This is a genomic window from Microbulbifer bruguierae (assembly GCF_029869925.1).
GTDB classification, from domain to species: Bacteria; Pseudomonadota; Gammaproteobacteria; order Pseudomonadales; family Cellvibrionaceae; genus Microbulbifer; species Microbulbifer bruguierae.
Genome location: NZ_CP118605.1, coordinates 1,889,472 through 1,903,248, shown reverse-complemented (window position 1 = coordinate 1,903,248; position 13,777 = coordinate 1,889,472). Strand labels below are relative to the sequence as shown.

Here is a 13,777-nt window from a genome sequence, read left to right as displayed (position 1 = left end):
AATTGAGGTAAGGTCATGAAAGTACGCGCTTCTGTTAAAAAGATCTGCCGTAACTGCAAAATCGTACGTCGCAAAGGCGTTCTGCGGGTAATCTGCAGCGCCGAGCCGCGTCACAAGCAGCGGCAGGGCTAATCGACGCTCACGCGTCGACTAGCGACTCGCCAGGGAGGGCGGGTCAGGTGTTTTCTACCGATGGAATCGGGATAGGCGACACCAATTAATCGTGAAAGATATTTGCTGATTAACACCGCCCCGTGTTAAAAAGCGCACCGCAAGCCTCCCGGCCTGCGGCGAAACCCGAGGGTCACTCGTTGAGGCGGCCCCGGGGTTTCAAAAAGGGGGCGTTGACTGTCGTCTGCCTTAACCCAGGGTTTCCCTCTGGGCGGGTGGGCTATTGCAATTTGGTGTCTGAAAAGCTATTCTTGCGCGCCTTTTTGGTGGCGTTGATGGCTTTTTAGTCGCTGTCAGCGCCGAATCGAGAATTGAACCGCGCCTGTTACCAAAATTGTGCCGGTTCAAATACGTGGAGTATGCCTCTATGGCACGTATTGCTGGTGTAAACGTACCAGACCACAAGCACGCCGTGATCTCCCTGACCCATATCTATGGTGTCGGTCGCACTACGGCCAAGTCTATTCTGGCAGCGGTAGGTATCGCTGAATCCACCAAACTTCGTGATCTGTCCGAAGAGCAGATCGAAACCATCCGCGGTGAAGTTGCGAAACTGACCGTTGAAGGTGATCTGCGTCGTGAAGTATCCATGAACATCAAACGTCTGATGGACCTGGGTTGCTTCCGCGGTCTGCGTCACCGTCGCAGCCTGCCGCTTCGCGGTCAGCGCACCAAGACTAACGCCCGTACCCGTAAGGGTCCGCGCAAGCCGATTCGTAAGTAATCGCGCCGGTCTTCACAAGTACAGGATTTAGGATACAGGTATGGCTAAGCCAAAAACTACTGTTCGCAAAAAGGTCAAAAAGACCGTTGTCGACGGTGTTGCCCACATCCACGCATCGTTCAACAACACGATCGTGACGATCACTGACCGTCAGGGCAACACTCTGAGCTGGGCTACCGCAGGTGGCTCCGGTTTCCGCGGCTCTCGTAAGAGCACGCCTTTCGCAGCCCAGGTTGCCGCTGAGCGCGCAGGTACTGCCGCCCAGGAGTATGGCCTGAAAAACCTTGATGTCGAAGTTAAGGGCCCAGGCCCGGGTCGCGAATCTGCCGTTCGCGCTCTGAACAACTGCGGCTACAAGATCACCAACATCACCGACGTGACGCCGATCCCGCATAATGGTTGTCGTCCGCCCAAGAAACGTCGCGTGTAAGAGGGGGTTGACGAAATGGCACGTTATATTGGACCAAAATGTAAGCTTTCCCGTCGGGAAGGTACCGATCTTCAGCTGAAATCCGGCGTTCGCCCGCACGAGTCAAAGTGCCGCGCGGAAACCAAGCCTGGCGTTCATGGCGCCGGTCGCGGTCGCCTGTCCGACTACGGCGTTCAGCTGCGTGAAAAACAAAAAGTACGTCGTATCTACGGCGTGCTGGAAAAGCAGTTCCGCAACTACTATAAGGAAGCGGCGCGTCTTAAGGGTGCAACTGGTGAAAACCTGCTGCAACTGCTGGAAAAACGCCTGGACAACGTGGTTTACCGCATGGGCTTCGGCTCTACTCGCGCAGAAGCGCGTCAGCTGGTATCTCACAAGGCGATTCTGGTAAATGGTAGCGCTGTGAACGTCCCTTCCTACCAGGTTAAGGAAGGCGATGTCATCGCTATTCGCGAGAAAGCCAAAAAGCAGATGCGTATCCAACACTCCGTTTCCCTCGCTGCACAGCGTGGCGACGTTGAGTGGGTAGACGTGAATGCGAGCAAGCTGGAAGGTACCTTCAAGCGTGTTCCGGATCGCGTCGATCTGCCGGCAGAGATCAATGAAAACCTTATCGTGGAACTCTACTCCAAGTAAGGCTCTGTTCCATTTAAGGAATAAAACTGTAATACAGGTATGGCTATGCAGACTGCTGTCAACGAGTTTTTGACACCTCGTCGTATTGACGTCACCGAGTACAACCAGAACCACGCCAAAGTGGTTCTGGAACCGCTGGAGCGTGGTTTCGGCCACACTCTCGGCAACGCGCTGCGCCGCATCCTGCTGTCCTCCATGCCGGGCTGCGCCGTCACTGAAGTTGAGATCGACGGTGTTGAGCACGAGTACAGCGCAATTGAAGGTGTTCAGGAAGACGTAATCGAAATCCTGCTCAACCTGAAAGAAATTGCGGTGGTGATGCACGGCAAGGACCAGGCAGTGCTGAGCCTGAGCAAAAAGGGCCCCGGTGCGGTAACCGCTGGTGATATCCAGGTGGATCACGACATTGAAATCGTGAACCCCGAGCATGTTATCGCCAACATTACCGGTGATGTGGAACTCAACCTGCGTCTGACTGTTGCACGCGGTCGTGGCTACCAGCCCGCCGATGCGCGTCGTGATGACGAAGAGGAGTCCCGCTCAATCGGTCGCCTGCAGCTGGATGCGTCCTTTGGCCCGGTTCGTCGTGTTTCCTACAGCGTGGAATCCGCGCGTGTAGAACAGCGTACTGACCTGGACAAGCTGGTTCTGGACCTGGAGACCAACGGTACCCTGGACCCGGAAGAAGCAATCCGTCGCGCCGCCACTATTCTGCAGCAACAGCTGGCAGTTTTCGTGGACCTGGAAGGCGAGAAGGATGCCCAGCCGGAAGCGAAGGAAGAGGAAGTCGATCCGGTGCTGCTGCGTCCGGTAGACGACCTGGAGCTGACCGTGCGTTCGGCGAACTGTCTGAAAGCAGAAAACATCTACTACATCGGCGACCTGATTCAGCGTACCGAAGTAGAGCTGCTGAAGACCCCGAACCTGGGCAAGAAGTCCCTGACGGAGATCAAGGACGTTCTGGCTTCCCGCGGTCTGTCCCTGGGTATGCGTCTTGAGAACTGGCCGCCGGCCAGCCTCAAGGGCGACAGCAAGCTGAGCTCCCTGTAAAGCGTTTGTGGCGCGGGCGTGTTTGCCCGCCCGCGTGAAGAAAACCGAGTGGTGGGTGCCACCTGCAAGCACCACTCCCAGACGACTTGCTGAGAAAGCAATCGAAGTCGTGAGGAATTGAGTTATGCGTCATCGTTATAGTGGCCGTAAATTCAGTCGTACCAGCTCTCACCGTAAGGCCATGTTCAAAAACATGACCGCTTCTCTGGTAGAGCACGAACTGATCAAAACCACACTGCCGAAAGCCAAGGAGCTGCGTCGCGTCGCCGAGCCGCTGATCACCCTGGCCAAGAAGGACAGTGTTGCCAACCGCCGTCTGGCTTTCGCCCGTATCCGTGACAAGGATGCCGTGCGCAAGCTGTTCGACGAACTGGGTCCCCGTTATGAAGCCCGTCCGGGCGGATACATCCGCATTCTGAAATGCGGTTTCCGTGCCGGCGACAAGGCGCCGATGGCCTACGTCGAGCTGGTGGATCGTCCGGTTGCGGACGAAACTGCAGAAGCTGCAGAAGCCTGAGGCAAATTGCTTTAGGTTGATCGGTACTCCAATGTACCGAGCGAGGGAAAGCCGGTCATAGACCGGCTTTTCTTTTTTTCAGCACCTGATATTTCAGGCCGGAGTGAGCATGTTCCAGTCTCTGGATGATCTGTTAAAAATTCTGAACCCAACCATCGTTGCCAGTCTTAAGCGCGCTATCGAGCTGGGTAAATGGCCAAATGGGGTGGTAATCACCGATACCCAGAAATCCCTCTGTGCGGAGGCGGTTGCCTATTGGGAACAGAGCCACAGTGCACCGGAGTCGCGAGTGGGATACATACCGCCTAAAGCGACGCCTTGTGGTGATAAAAGTAGTGATGATAAAAGCGACGAGGATACAGCCCTGACCTGGGTTGAGTCTTGAACGGACAGTCTTTCTCAGCAGCCGCCGGGTCAACTATTCTGGCTTAAGTTTGTAGCGGGCCTCCGTGGGAATTACGGAAGCCCGGTAATTTATGGCTGTCGCCATCTCCCGGATACTTTTCTATCTCCCGGGACCCTTCTGGTTACAGGCGCTGGTTACAGACGCTCTTCCCGCAACTGCGCTTCAAGGCCCGCCAACAGTCGTTTTTGCTCCTGCAGAATACGCTGTGCTTCGGCTATCTCGATTCGTTCGAAATCTAATCTATCCCCAGGCTTCAGCTGTGCAAGTCGCGGTTGATCCGCCTCGATCACATGGGCGATGCGTGGGTAGCCGCCGAGAGTTTGCGCTTCCACAAATGCAATAATCGGCTCTCCACCCGCTGGTATTTGTACCGTGCCCGGACACAGTCCGGATGAGACCATCTGGGGGATGTCCTCGGTGTTCAGGGGAATACCCTGCAGACGAATACCCATGCGGTTACTGTCGGCGCTGACACGGTAAGTGTTGCGGAAAAACGCGCGGCGCGAGTCCGGTCCAAAGCACGCGGCCTCAGCTCCCTCGACCACCCGCAGCAGCGGGCGATTTCCATACTGGAGACGGTACACAGAGGGCAGGGTGCGTGACGGGACCTGGCGGCAGTGCGAGAGTGGAACGCGGTCGCCTGCACGTAGTGCGCGGCCGAGAAACCCACCGAACGCCGTTTGCAGGTGTGTTGCGCAGCTGTTGAACACCTCTGTCACATCCATTTCAGCGGACATCGCCAGATAGGCTCGGGCGCCGCTGCCGAGCCGGCCGAAGCTCAGTCGATCGCCGGCTGAGATCGGGAGAACGGTATCATTGGCAACCGGCTCGTCATTGAGTGTCAGATCAAACCGAGCGCCACAGACAGCGATGCAGAGACTCGCTTCAAATGCGATTTCCGGGCCGGTAAGGGTTATCTCCAGGCAGGGATGCGTCGGGGAGTTTTGCAGCAGGGTATTGGCCATGTGCATTGCCACGGGATCTGCTGCGCCGCCACGCGCGACGCCATAGCGCATCCACCCCGGACGTCCGCCATCCTGAATACTGGTCTGCAGGCCAGGCCTGATAATGTGGAGGCTCAAGCAGGCCCCCGCGTCTGATCGGAAGTCGTATTTTCCTGATTCTGTTCAAGGATCAGGAATTCATGCGCCGATATGGCAAAAAATTGCACTCGGTCCAGGGGGTGCGCGATAAATGGGAAGGTCTTTTCCGGTTGGAACAGCTTCAACGGCGTACGCCCAATGATCTGCCAGCCGCCGGGCGTCGACTGTGGATAAATACCGGTCTGTTGCCCACCAATTCCTACGGATCCTGCCGCCACCCGCAATGAGGGGGTGGCTTTACGCGGGCAGGCGATACTCTCATCCAGTCCGCCGAGATAAAGAAAGCCGGGTGTGAAGCCAAGCATATGTACCAGATAGGACCGGCTGGTGTGACGCTCGATTACTGTCTGCCGGTCGAGGCCGGTGTATTCGCACACCTGGGCCATGTCAGGCGCAAATGTATCCTCGTAACAAACCGGGATTCGCACCAGTTCAGACGCACGTTGACTGTATGGAGTGGGGTCGACTTGTCGCTCCTCAAGAAATTCGCCCACTGCGCGCTGCAGTTTATCGTGAATGGTCGCGGCGGATGGTTGAGCTTGCTGTTGGCCAAACAGTGGTGAATAACACACGGTGAGACACTGGTAGGCGGGGATCATCTCGAGAATTTCCGGCGAGTGTTCCCGCTGCTTGGCGGAGCCAAGAAAGGCTTCCAGGCCGATAATGAGTTTGCTCAGGTCTTCGCTGGGTTCCGCGCTGAAACAGATATCCAGTGCGGTATCGCCGTTGTCGCGCAGAAAATAGGGTGGAGTCATGATCGTATTTCGATGCTCGCATGGCGCAGCGCGCGCTGGAGATCGCGGGCTATGGTTTCAGCGTGGGGATTGTCGCCGTGCAGACATATGCTGTCGGTAGTAAATGTCAGTGGCTGATGATCAATAGAATAAAACTCGTTACCGCGTATCAGGCTTAGGGTTTGTTGCAGGCACAGGGAAAATTCCGCGATTACAGCTCCCGGCCTGTTTCTCGGCGCCAACTGGTGGTCATTCAGGTAGCGGCGATCCATAAAACCCTCCCGTAAAAAGGGGTGTCCAATACACCGGGCACTTGCTTCCACAGCCGCATTCGCCAACCCCAGGATACGAAGTTGGGGGAATTCGGAATGGATCATGCGCACCAGTGCATCTGCCAGCTCAGAATCCGCTTCCGCATCGTTGTAGAGCGCGCCGTGCAGTTTCACGTGGCTTAATTCTACGGCGTGTCGGTCCGCCGCCCGTTGCAGTACTTCAATCTGGTCGAACACGCTTTTGAGCAGATCGCTGGTGTCGATCGCCAGACTTTTGCGGCCAAAGTTTTCCGGATCCGTATAGCCTGGATGTGCGCCGATCGCGAGACGGTGACGCTTGGCATTTTGCAGGGAGAGGTCAATGGTCTCGGCGTTACCCGCGTGCCCGCCACAGGCGATACTGCAACGAGAAATAAACGGCATGATGCGTGCATCGCGGGCGCAATCCTCAGCGGATTTTCCCTCTCCCAGATCGCAATTGATGTCGATAAATGTTCTGGCCACCTTTACGACTCCACCTTCCGTACCAGATGTTGTGCTGGTGCGGCTGAAATTTCGGTGCGCCCAGTCTATCCGAGTTGGTGCCACAGTTGGAAATAAGGCGCTGCACAGGATTGCGAGCGGAGTGCGCCGGAAGATTCCATAGCGCCGGAGAGGGAATTGCACAGAAGCAATAGCTCCTGTGGGGATATGCCTTGCTCAGCGCAATGTATTGCGGCGAAACCCGCCGCGAAGTTTTTCCCGCAATAGCAGCCAGGCAAACGCGCTGTTGGTGTACAGATACCTGCGCCACATACGCCGCGGCTCCTGTAGCATACGGTAGAGCCACTCGAGCCCGGCGCGCTGTGCCCATACCGGGGCGCGCTTGACCTTGCCGGCTACGACATCGAAGGTTCCGCCTACACCCATAACGAAGTCGACTCCCAATACATCGCGCCAGCGGTGAATGAAGTTTTCCTTGCGCGGTGAGGTGATGGCGACAAATAGCAGGCGAGCACCGGAGTGGCGAATTTTTTCCACAACTGCAGCCTCATCCTGCCAGAAATAGCCATGATGCCAGCCGGCGACCATAAGGTTGGGATGTCGCAATTTCATTTTCGCCACGGCCTGCGCTACGACATCTTCACGGGCACCGAGAAAATACACCGGGAACCCGCGCGCTGCGCTCATCTCCAGCAGCGCGTAAAACAGGTCGATCCCGGCCACTCGCTCAGGCACCTCATGACCGAGAAATCGGGCCCCCCATACCACGCCCATGCCATCAATATTGATCAGATCACAGGCTTTTACCGAGGCTGACAGTGCCTGGTCCCGTTGCATGTGAACAAGCTTGGCCACGTTCACCACGACATGTTGGGTGAAGCGGCTGTGGCCCATTTTGTCCGCTACCAGCGCCACAGTTTCCTGTATGGATGCCACATCCATGGGTACACCCAGGAATTCGATTCTGCGCATGTTTTGATACCTATGGTCAGCTTGCAGTAGTTGCCCGCTCCCGCTTAACCGGAGTGGGTAGTGGGTAACCCTCGAGTTGACCGCCATGGCGATAAAGATCGCCGAGCCAGGCTCGCAGATGTTGCAGTGAGTAGGGGGAAAGTGATTTGGGATGTCCCATGACCGTAAAGTGGCTGCAGCCTTTGCGTTGAGCCTGGCGAAATGCCGTGCGCAACAGCGTGGCTTTGTAGCCGTCAACGGACACCGCCATATGAGAAGAACGTGTTAACAGGCGCAGCAGGTTCCCGTAACCGTTTTCTATAGGGTCGCCGTCGCCGAAGCGAGCATGGTCTTGTCGCTCGCCGAACACGCGGTTGAAGGCCAGGTGCCAATAGAACAATGGCGATATGCGCAGGGAAGAAATTGCCAGTTCAGTGAAGGTGCCGGTGGGGTCGGGTTGGCAGGGATCGTCGCCAAAGCTCCAGCAGCCAGAGGCTGGCGCGCTGCGGAAATCCCAATAATGTGTCCCCGATTCCGCATGGCCGCCGTGGAATACCGAGCTATCTATACGGATGCCGTTTGTCCACAGTGCTTCTGCGATCGCGGAAAAGGGTTGCAGACACCAGCCGCCGGCGCGAAATGTGAAGACCTTGTTGGCGAGGTGACGGTTAAGCTCCGTGGTACAGCGAGTGATCAGCGACTCTCTCTCTGCGGTCGGCCACTGCGCCAGCCGGTAGCGGTCGGTCACCATATGCCAGCGGTTGCCATCGTGCCAGGAATCGAACCAGTGCGGGTGGATATGCAGCTGTATCTGATGGCCGCTGTGTTCGAGCTGGCGAATATGCGCAACCACCGCCGCATAGTCGCGTTCAAGCTGCGCGGATTGCACGCTGTAGTCGCGTATCCGCGCCAGATAACTGGCATCGACGAAAAATACTGCCTTCGCGGAAAATTCATCGAGTACCTTGAGCAGATGCTCACAGGGCGTGAACAGGCAGGCTTGTGGTGTGCCGGTGCGTTTGCCGAAAAAAAGCTCGTAGTCGAACGTAAGTAACGTGCGCATGCTTACACCGTGTCTGTAAGCAGCCCGCGGCTTCCACGTTGTGGCTCGCCTCTTTCACCGTTATCCAGACGCGGCAGCAGGCCGCGGGTATCAATAACGCTCTTGTGAGAAAAATGTGTGGTGTTGAGCTGGAGAAACTCTTTGTGGTCCACCAGGATGACCACCACATCCGCCCGGGCTAGGGCGCTATCCAGATCGGCAAACTCCACCGCCAATTCAACGAGTGTCCGGGGCAGGCAGTGGATATTAGGTTCTACTGCGAGTAACTCGCAGCAAAGCGTTTTAGCGAGCTGCAGTGTGATCTGCATCGCGGGGCTTTCCCGCAGATCGTCGATATCCGGTTTGAATGCCAGTCCCAGGCAGGCGATGACCGGGTTTTTCAGGCTGTGAACGACGCGCTGGACCTGTTCTACGATGTACGTCGGACGGGTGTCATTGACGGTGCGGGCCTGCTTGATCAGTTGTGCCTGTTCCGGAGCGCTGCTGACGATAAACCAGGGGTCCACCGCGATACAGTGACCGCCGACTCCCGGGCCCGGGTTGAGGATGTCGACCCGGGGGTGGCGGTTGGCCAGGCGAATCAACTCCCACACATCGATATTGAGATGATTGCAGATCAACGCCATTTCGTTGGCGAAGGCGATATTGGTATCGCGAAACGCGTTTTCCGTGAGTTTGGTCAACTCGGCAGTGCGCGCATCGGTGACGATACAGTTACCTCGTACAAAGCGCCGATAGAACGCTACCGCAGCGTCGCTGCAGGCAGCACTGAGGCCTCCCACAATACGGTCGTTTTCCACCAGTTCTTCCAGCACGCGACCCGGAAGGACCCGCTCGGGACAGTGCGCAATGTGGATATCAACCGGGGAATTTGTATCCCGTTGAGGGAAGACCAGGTCGCCGCGCGCACTCTGCAACCACTGCGACATTTGCTCCGTGGTACCCACGGGAGAAGTGGATTCGAGTATCACCAGGTCACCGGGCTTCAGTACCGGCGCAATGGACTCCGCGGCAGCGCGAATGTAGTTCAGGTCCGGCGTGGGGGTAGCTCCCGCCGTGTCTTGCAAAAACGGCGTAGGCACCGCAATCACAAATACTTCCGCTGCTTCGGGCTTTTCTGCGGCCCGCAACAAACCGGCACCTACCGCCCTTTGTACCAGTGCCGCCAGGCCGGGTTCAACAATATGAATACGACCGGCGTTGATCGCATTCACCGCCTCCTTACTAATGTCGACACCGATGACATCGATACCGTGAGCAGCCAATACGGCGGCTGTAGGTAATCCTATATAGCCGAGGCCGACAACGGATACACGGCTATACGGCAATTTCCTGGACATCCTGAATAATACCTCTGATGATTTTCTCGCAGGCAAAACCGTCACCATAAGGATTTTGTGCACAACTCATGGCGGCATAGGCGAAGCTGTCGTCGAGTAATGTGGTGACGCCGGCAACGATATTTTTACAATTGGCTCCAACCAGTTTTGCTGTACCTGCGCGTACCCCTTCGGGCCGTTCGGTTATATCGCGCATAACCAGCACTGGCTTGCCCAGAGAGGGCGCCTCTTCCTGAATACCACCGGAATCCGTAAGGATCAGGTAAGCACGGTGCATGAGGTAGACAAACGGAAGATAGGTGAGCGGGCTGATCAGGTGCACATTGTCGAGACCGCCAAGTATCCGGGTTACCGGCTCACGGACACGGGGATTGAGGTGTACCGGGTAGACAAACTGTATATCCGGCCGCGCGGCGAGTTCGCGAATTGCACGGCAGATATTCTCCATACCTGAGCCAAAATTTTCTCGACGGTGGCCGGTCACCAGAACAATCTTCCGCTCGGGATCCAGAAATGGAAATTCCGCTTCCAGATCTGCGCTCAACCGGTCGTCGGTCTCGATCTGGCGGACTACATCGATCAGCGCGTCGATAATGGTGTTGCCGGTTACTGAGATCCGTTCCGCGGGAATGGCTTCGTTAAGCAGGTTTTGCCGTGAAAGTGCAGTGGGTGCGAAGTGATGATGGGCTATTGCACCAGTCAGCTTACGGTTGATTTCCTCAGGCCAGGGGCTGTAGATATCACCGGTGCGCAATCCGGCCTCCACATGCGCGACCGGGATCTTGCAATAGTACGCAGAAAGTGCCGCAGCCATCGTGGTTGTGGTATCTCCATGCACGATCACACGATCCGGTCGCCAGTCATTCAGTACGTCGCGCATGCGCAAAAGAATACGTGAAGTCAGCTGGAAGAGATCCTGGTCGGACTCCATGACATTCAGGTCGTAATCTGGAGTAATCCTGAACAACGCCAATACCTGATCAAGCATTTCTCTGTGTTGGCCGGTGACACAGATGCGCACCTCAAAGCGGGGATCGCGGTGCAAAGATTTTACTAGAGAAGCCATTTTGATGGCCTCCGGACGAGTTCCAAAAACTACCAATACTCGCATAGTCCGTTTCTCTGAATTCGGCTGACTTTAAGGGTAAATACAGTCTCGGCTGAATTTTCTTTACAACTTTTGATCGAGAAATTAATTCAAAACTGCTTTTTTATTTATAGTTGGGTGAGGATCTGGAGGCCCGGGAAAAGTCCGTTTACCGGTTGTAAAATATGCCCATATTTTAAATTTCAAAGAGCAGGGTCTTTGTGGTCATAATAGGCCTGTAATATGGGTAGTTTTAAGCTGTCGGAGGAACCTGATAGGGGTTGGCTGGAAATTGAAGGTATGTATTTCTCGGTTCAGGAAATTTATGGTTTTACTCAGGAGAAATATGAATAAATGAAAACGATATTTTTCAGGCCAGGAAGGTGTGTGACAATATTTTCTGAAATCGCGAGTGGGTGATATTTGGATAAATATCCTCTGTAGCGAGTAGTGGGTATTGCGCTGCAGCTGAACAGGCTGCGCCCTTGCCTCAACTTGCGTGAAGTAAGGGCGCAGCCTGATCTGGTCATGTGTTGCGATCAGTGTTGATCGTCTGCGGTTTCCAACTCTGGATTCTTGAGTTCCGGATCCGATTTCTTCTCCGATTTCTCAGAACGAGCCATCTCGTATTTCGGGGTCATGTAGTATTCATAACCGTAATACTCATCAGAGTAGATAGAGTCCTTACCTACATCTGCATGAGTCAATACAACGCCGTCGACCTGGGTTCCAATCTGAATAAAGCGGTCTATTCCCTTTTTGACAATGCGTTTCTTGGTGGAATCATATTTGACCACATACAGCAGCGCATCCGAAACGCGGGAGATGATCAGTGCATCGCTCACCGCTTTTACCGGTGGTGTATCGATGATGACGCGATCGTAAATTTCAGAGAGTTCGTGTATTTTTTCCGCAAATTGAGGTGAAACCAGCAGTTTTTGCGGGTCGCGGTAGTAGGTGCCAGCAGGCATGATATCGAGACCGCTGTAACTGTCATGATAAACGCACTCGTCAATCGAATGTGTGCCTTCGATCAGATTGGTCAATCCCGGGTGTTCCCGGGCGGTTTCAAAGTCGATGCCAACCACAGGTCTGCGCAGGTCCGCATCGACAAGCAGCACCTTTTCCACTTGCGCCAGTGCGAATCCGAGATTTTCGGTGACTGTCGTTTTACCCTCCGCTGGAACGGATGACGTCACAGCGATAACGCGACGGGACTTGGCCAGGCTGGACAGGACAACACTGGTGCGCAAAGTACGTATGGCCTCGCCGAAGGCGTACTGTTCCGGATCGAAGAAGGTGCGAAGGTGAAGATCGATTCCCGTGAGCTTTTTCATGTCCGGAATAACACCGATCAACTGCTGCCCCAGAGAGATTTCTACATCATCTGGGCCGCGTACGCCCAAGCGCAGCATGTCCAGTAAGAACGCGAGTGCGGTGGAAAAGAACAACGCCATAAACAGAGATACAGCTGCCAGTAGACTCTTGTTCGGCTTCTCCGGGGAATTGGGTACCACGGCGGCGTCCACGAAACGGGCGGGTGCGATATCGAAGCCTGAGGTCTCCCGTGTCTCATTCACGCGAGTAAAAAAAGTATCGTAAAGTTGCCGGTTTATCTCGACTTCACGTACCAACTCCTGATAACGAAATTCCTGGTGTGACACCTTCTGGTAATTCTGTTTCGCACGCTCAACTTCAAGTTCTTGCGCGCGCACGCGGGAGAGCGCGGTCTCATATTGGCTTGTTACCGCGTCCGCCAAATTGCGTACTTCGGCGGCGAGCTGTTCGCGAACCATGTCCAGTTCGTTCTGGGCGGTAATCATTTCCGGGTGTTTGGACTTGTAGCGGCGCGCCAGTTCAGCAACATTTCTCTGGGCGGCAGCTTCGTTGCGCTTGATTTCCTGAATGAGTGGATTGCCGATGACTTCGGGTAAATTGGCCAGGGCCATCTCGTTGCCTGCCAACGTCTCGAACTGTTGATGTACACTGGTGATCCGCTTCAGTTCCTGACGCATTTCCTGTAGTTGCGTCGTCATGACGTCCAGGTCTCTCTCGGCGAGCCCTCGCACGCCACTGATGTCAACAAGGTCTTCACTTTCCCGAAACGCTTGCAACTGGTTTTCGGAAACCTCAAGTTTTCCGCGCAGCGTCTCCAGTCGCTCGTTCAGCCAAGAGGTGGCCCGGCTGGTAAATTGTGCCTTGGCTTCAGACTGGGCCACGACAAATTCTTCCACCAGTGTATTCGCTGCAAGTGCTGCGAGATCCGCTGACTCAGCCTCAAACTTTATCCGCACCAGATTGGTATTTCTCGCAGGTTCAATGGTGAGGCGTTTGAGAAATGCGCTGGTTGTTGCGGCAAGCGACTGAGATGGCGCAGGCGATTCAGATGCTGTATCAGCGCCAAAAAGGGCACTGAGAAATGACAGTGGCCCCCGCGACGTTGGGATAGAGAATTCAGGATGTTTCATGAGCTCCAGGCGCTGAATGACCCGTTCTGCCAACTGTCGTGACTGCAGAATTTCCGTTTGTGTCAGGATGTAATCCCGTCGCTGAGGGCCGGCATCATAGATTTCATCCACCGCCACAGGGTTTGCCTGATCCACCTCGAAAACCAGCGATGCCGTCGCCTGATAGCGCGGCGGAATGGCGGCGATTACTGCGATTGCTGCTGCGGTAATTGCTACGGTGAGGCCGGTGATCATCCATCGCTGAGCGAACAATACCTTGCCGAAACGCTGTAGATCCGGCCCCTGGTCGAGCAGAGGTTCATCACCATCGTTATTGCCATTTGGATAGTTCATATAGATTCT

15 protein-coding genes are annotated in these 13,777 nt (G+C 55.3%); 7 read left to right on the top strand and 8 right to left on the bottom strand.

Features of this window, described 5'->3' with window-relative positions; translation table 11 throughout:
- Positions 1–15: 15 nt before the first annotated feature.
- From rpmJ to PVT68_RS08105, 7 genes are all read left to right on the top strand, one after another.
- Complete coding sequence (gene rpmJ, locus PVT68_RS08135) at positions 16–132, top strand: 50S ribosomal protein L36 (protein ID WP_010133825.1); 117 nt, start codon at positions 16–18, stop codon at positions 130–132.
- A gap of 406 nt (positions 133–538) precedes the next feature.
- On the top strand, positions 539–895 hold the full coding sequence (rpsM, locus tag PVT68_RS08130) for a 30S ribosomal protein S13 (RefSeq protein ID WP_138236927.1): 357 nt from the start codon (positions 539–541) through the stop codon (positions 893–895).
- Positions 896–935: 40 nt separating this feature from the next.
- Positions 936–1,325, top strand: a complete 390-nt coding sequence (gene rpsK, locus PVT68_RS08125; RefSeq protein ID WP_043320820.1) for a 30S ribosomal protein S11 — start codon at positions 936–938, stop codon at positions 1,323–1,325.
- Positions 1,326–1,340: 15 nt separating this feature from the next.
- Positions 1,341–1,961: a 30S ribosomal protein S4 gene (gene rpsD, locus PVT68_RS08120; protein ID WP_280322236.1), complete on the top strand. Its 621-nt coding sequence runs from the start codon at positions 1,341–1,343 to the stop codon at positions 1,959–1,961.
- 45 nt (positions 1,962–2,006) lie between these two features.
- Positions 2,007–3,011 carry a DNA-directed RNA polymerase subunit alpha gene (locus tag PVT68_RS08115; RefSeq protein ID WP_280322235.1) on the top strand — a complete coding sequence of 335 codons (1,005 nt, stop codon included), beginning with the start codon at positions 2,007–2,009 and terminating at the stop codon, positions 3,009–3,011.
- A 124-nt stretch (positions 3,012–3,135) separates the two neighbouring features.
- On the top strand, positions 3,136–3,528 hold the full coding sequence (gene rplQ / locus PVT68_RS08110) for a 50S ribosomal protein L17 (protein WP_010133817.1): 393 nt from the start codon (positions 3,136–3,138) through the stop codon (positions 3,526–3,528).
- 109 nt (positions 3,529–3,637) lie between these two features.
- The gene (locus tag PVT68_RS08105) at positions 3,638–3,913 is read left to right on the top strand and encodes a DUF1315 family protein (RefSeq protein ID WP_280322233.1); all 276 of its coding nucleotides are present in this window, start codon (positions 3,638–3,640) and stop codon (positions 3,911–3,913) included.
- Positions 3,914–4,068: 155 nt separating this feature from the next.
- On the opposite strand, the gene PVT68_RS08100 is transcribed toward PVT68_RS08105, so the two are convergent.
- The 8 genes from PVT68_RS08100 to PVT68_RS08065 all read right to left on the bottom strand — a co-directional run bounded on the left by PVT68_RS08100 (position 4,069) and on the right by PVT68_RS08065 (position 13,768).
- Complete coding sequence (locus PVT68_RS08100; RefSeq protein WP_280322232.1) at positions 4,069–5,016, bottom strand: 5-oxoprolinase subunit C family protein; 948 nt, start codon at positions 5,014–5,016, stop codon at positions 4,069–4,071.
- Positions 5,013–5,792 carry a 5-oxoprolinase subunit PxpB gene (pxpB, locus tag PVT68_RS08095; RefSeq protein ID WP_280322231.1) on the bottom strand — a complete coding sequence of 260 codons (780 nt, stop codon included), beginning with the start codon at positions 5,790–5,792 and terminating at the stop codon, positions 5,013–5,015. The genes PVT68_RS08100 and pxpB overlap by 4 nt, the downstream gene beginning before the upstream one ends.
- Positions 5,789–6,547 (bottom strand): 5-oxoprolinase subunit PxpA, encoded by a 759-nt coding sequence (gene pxpA, locus PVT68_RS08090; RefSeq protein WP_280322230.1) that lies wholly within the window; start codon positions 6,545–6,547, stop codon positions 5,789–5,791. The genes pxpB and pxpA overlap by 4 nt, the downstream gene beginning before the upstream one ends.
- Positions 6,548–6,742: 195 nt before the next feature.
- A complete protein-coding gene (locus PVT68_RS08085) occupies positions 6,743–7,498 on the bottom strand; it encodes a WecB/TagA/CpsF family glycosyltransferase (RefSeq protein WP_280322229.1) in 756 nt (251 codons plus the stop codon).
- A gap of 16 nt (positions 7,499–7,514) precedes the next feature.
- Positions 7,515–8,540, bottom strand: a complete 1,026-nt coding sequence (locus PVT68_RS08080) for a polysaccharide deacetylase family protein (RefSeq protein ID WP_280322228.1) — start codon at positions 8,538–8,540, stop codon at positions 7,515–7,517.
- A gap of 2 nt (positions 8,541–8,542) precedes the next feature.
- On the bottom strand, positions 8,543–9,880 hold the full coding sequence (gene wecC, locus PVT68_RS08075; protein WP_280322226.1) for a UDP-N-acetyl-D-mannosamine dehydrogenase: 1,338 nt from the start codon (positions 9,878–9,880) through the stop codon (positions 8,543–8,545).
- Positions 9,858–10,991 carry a non-hydrolyzing UDP-N-acetylglucosamine 2-epimerase gene (gene wecB / locus PVT68_RS08070; RefSeq protein WP_280322225.1) on the bottom strand — a complete coding sequence of 378 codons (1,134 nt, stop codon included), beginning with the start codon at positions 10,989–10,991 and terminating at the stop codon, positions 9,858–9,860. Before wecB ends, wecC begins: the two co-directional genes overlap by 23 nt.
- Before the next feature lie 515 nt (positions 10,992–11,506).
- Entirely contained in the window at positions 11,507–13,768 is a 2,262-nt protein-coding gene (locus tag PVT68_RS08065; RefSeq protein WP_280322224.1) for a GumC family protein, read from the bottom strand.
- Between the last annotated feature and the right edge of the window lie 9 nt (positions 13,769–13,777).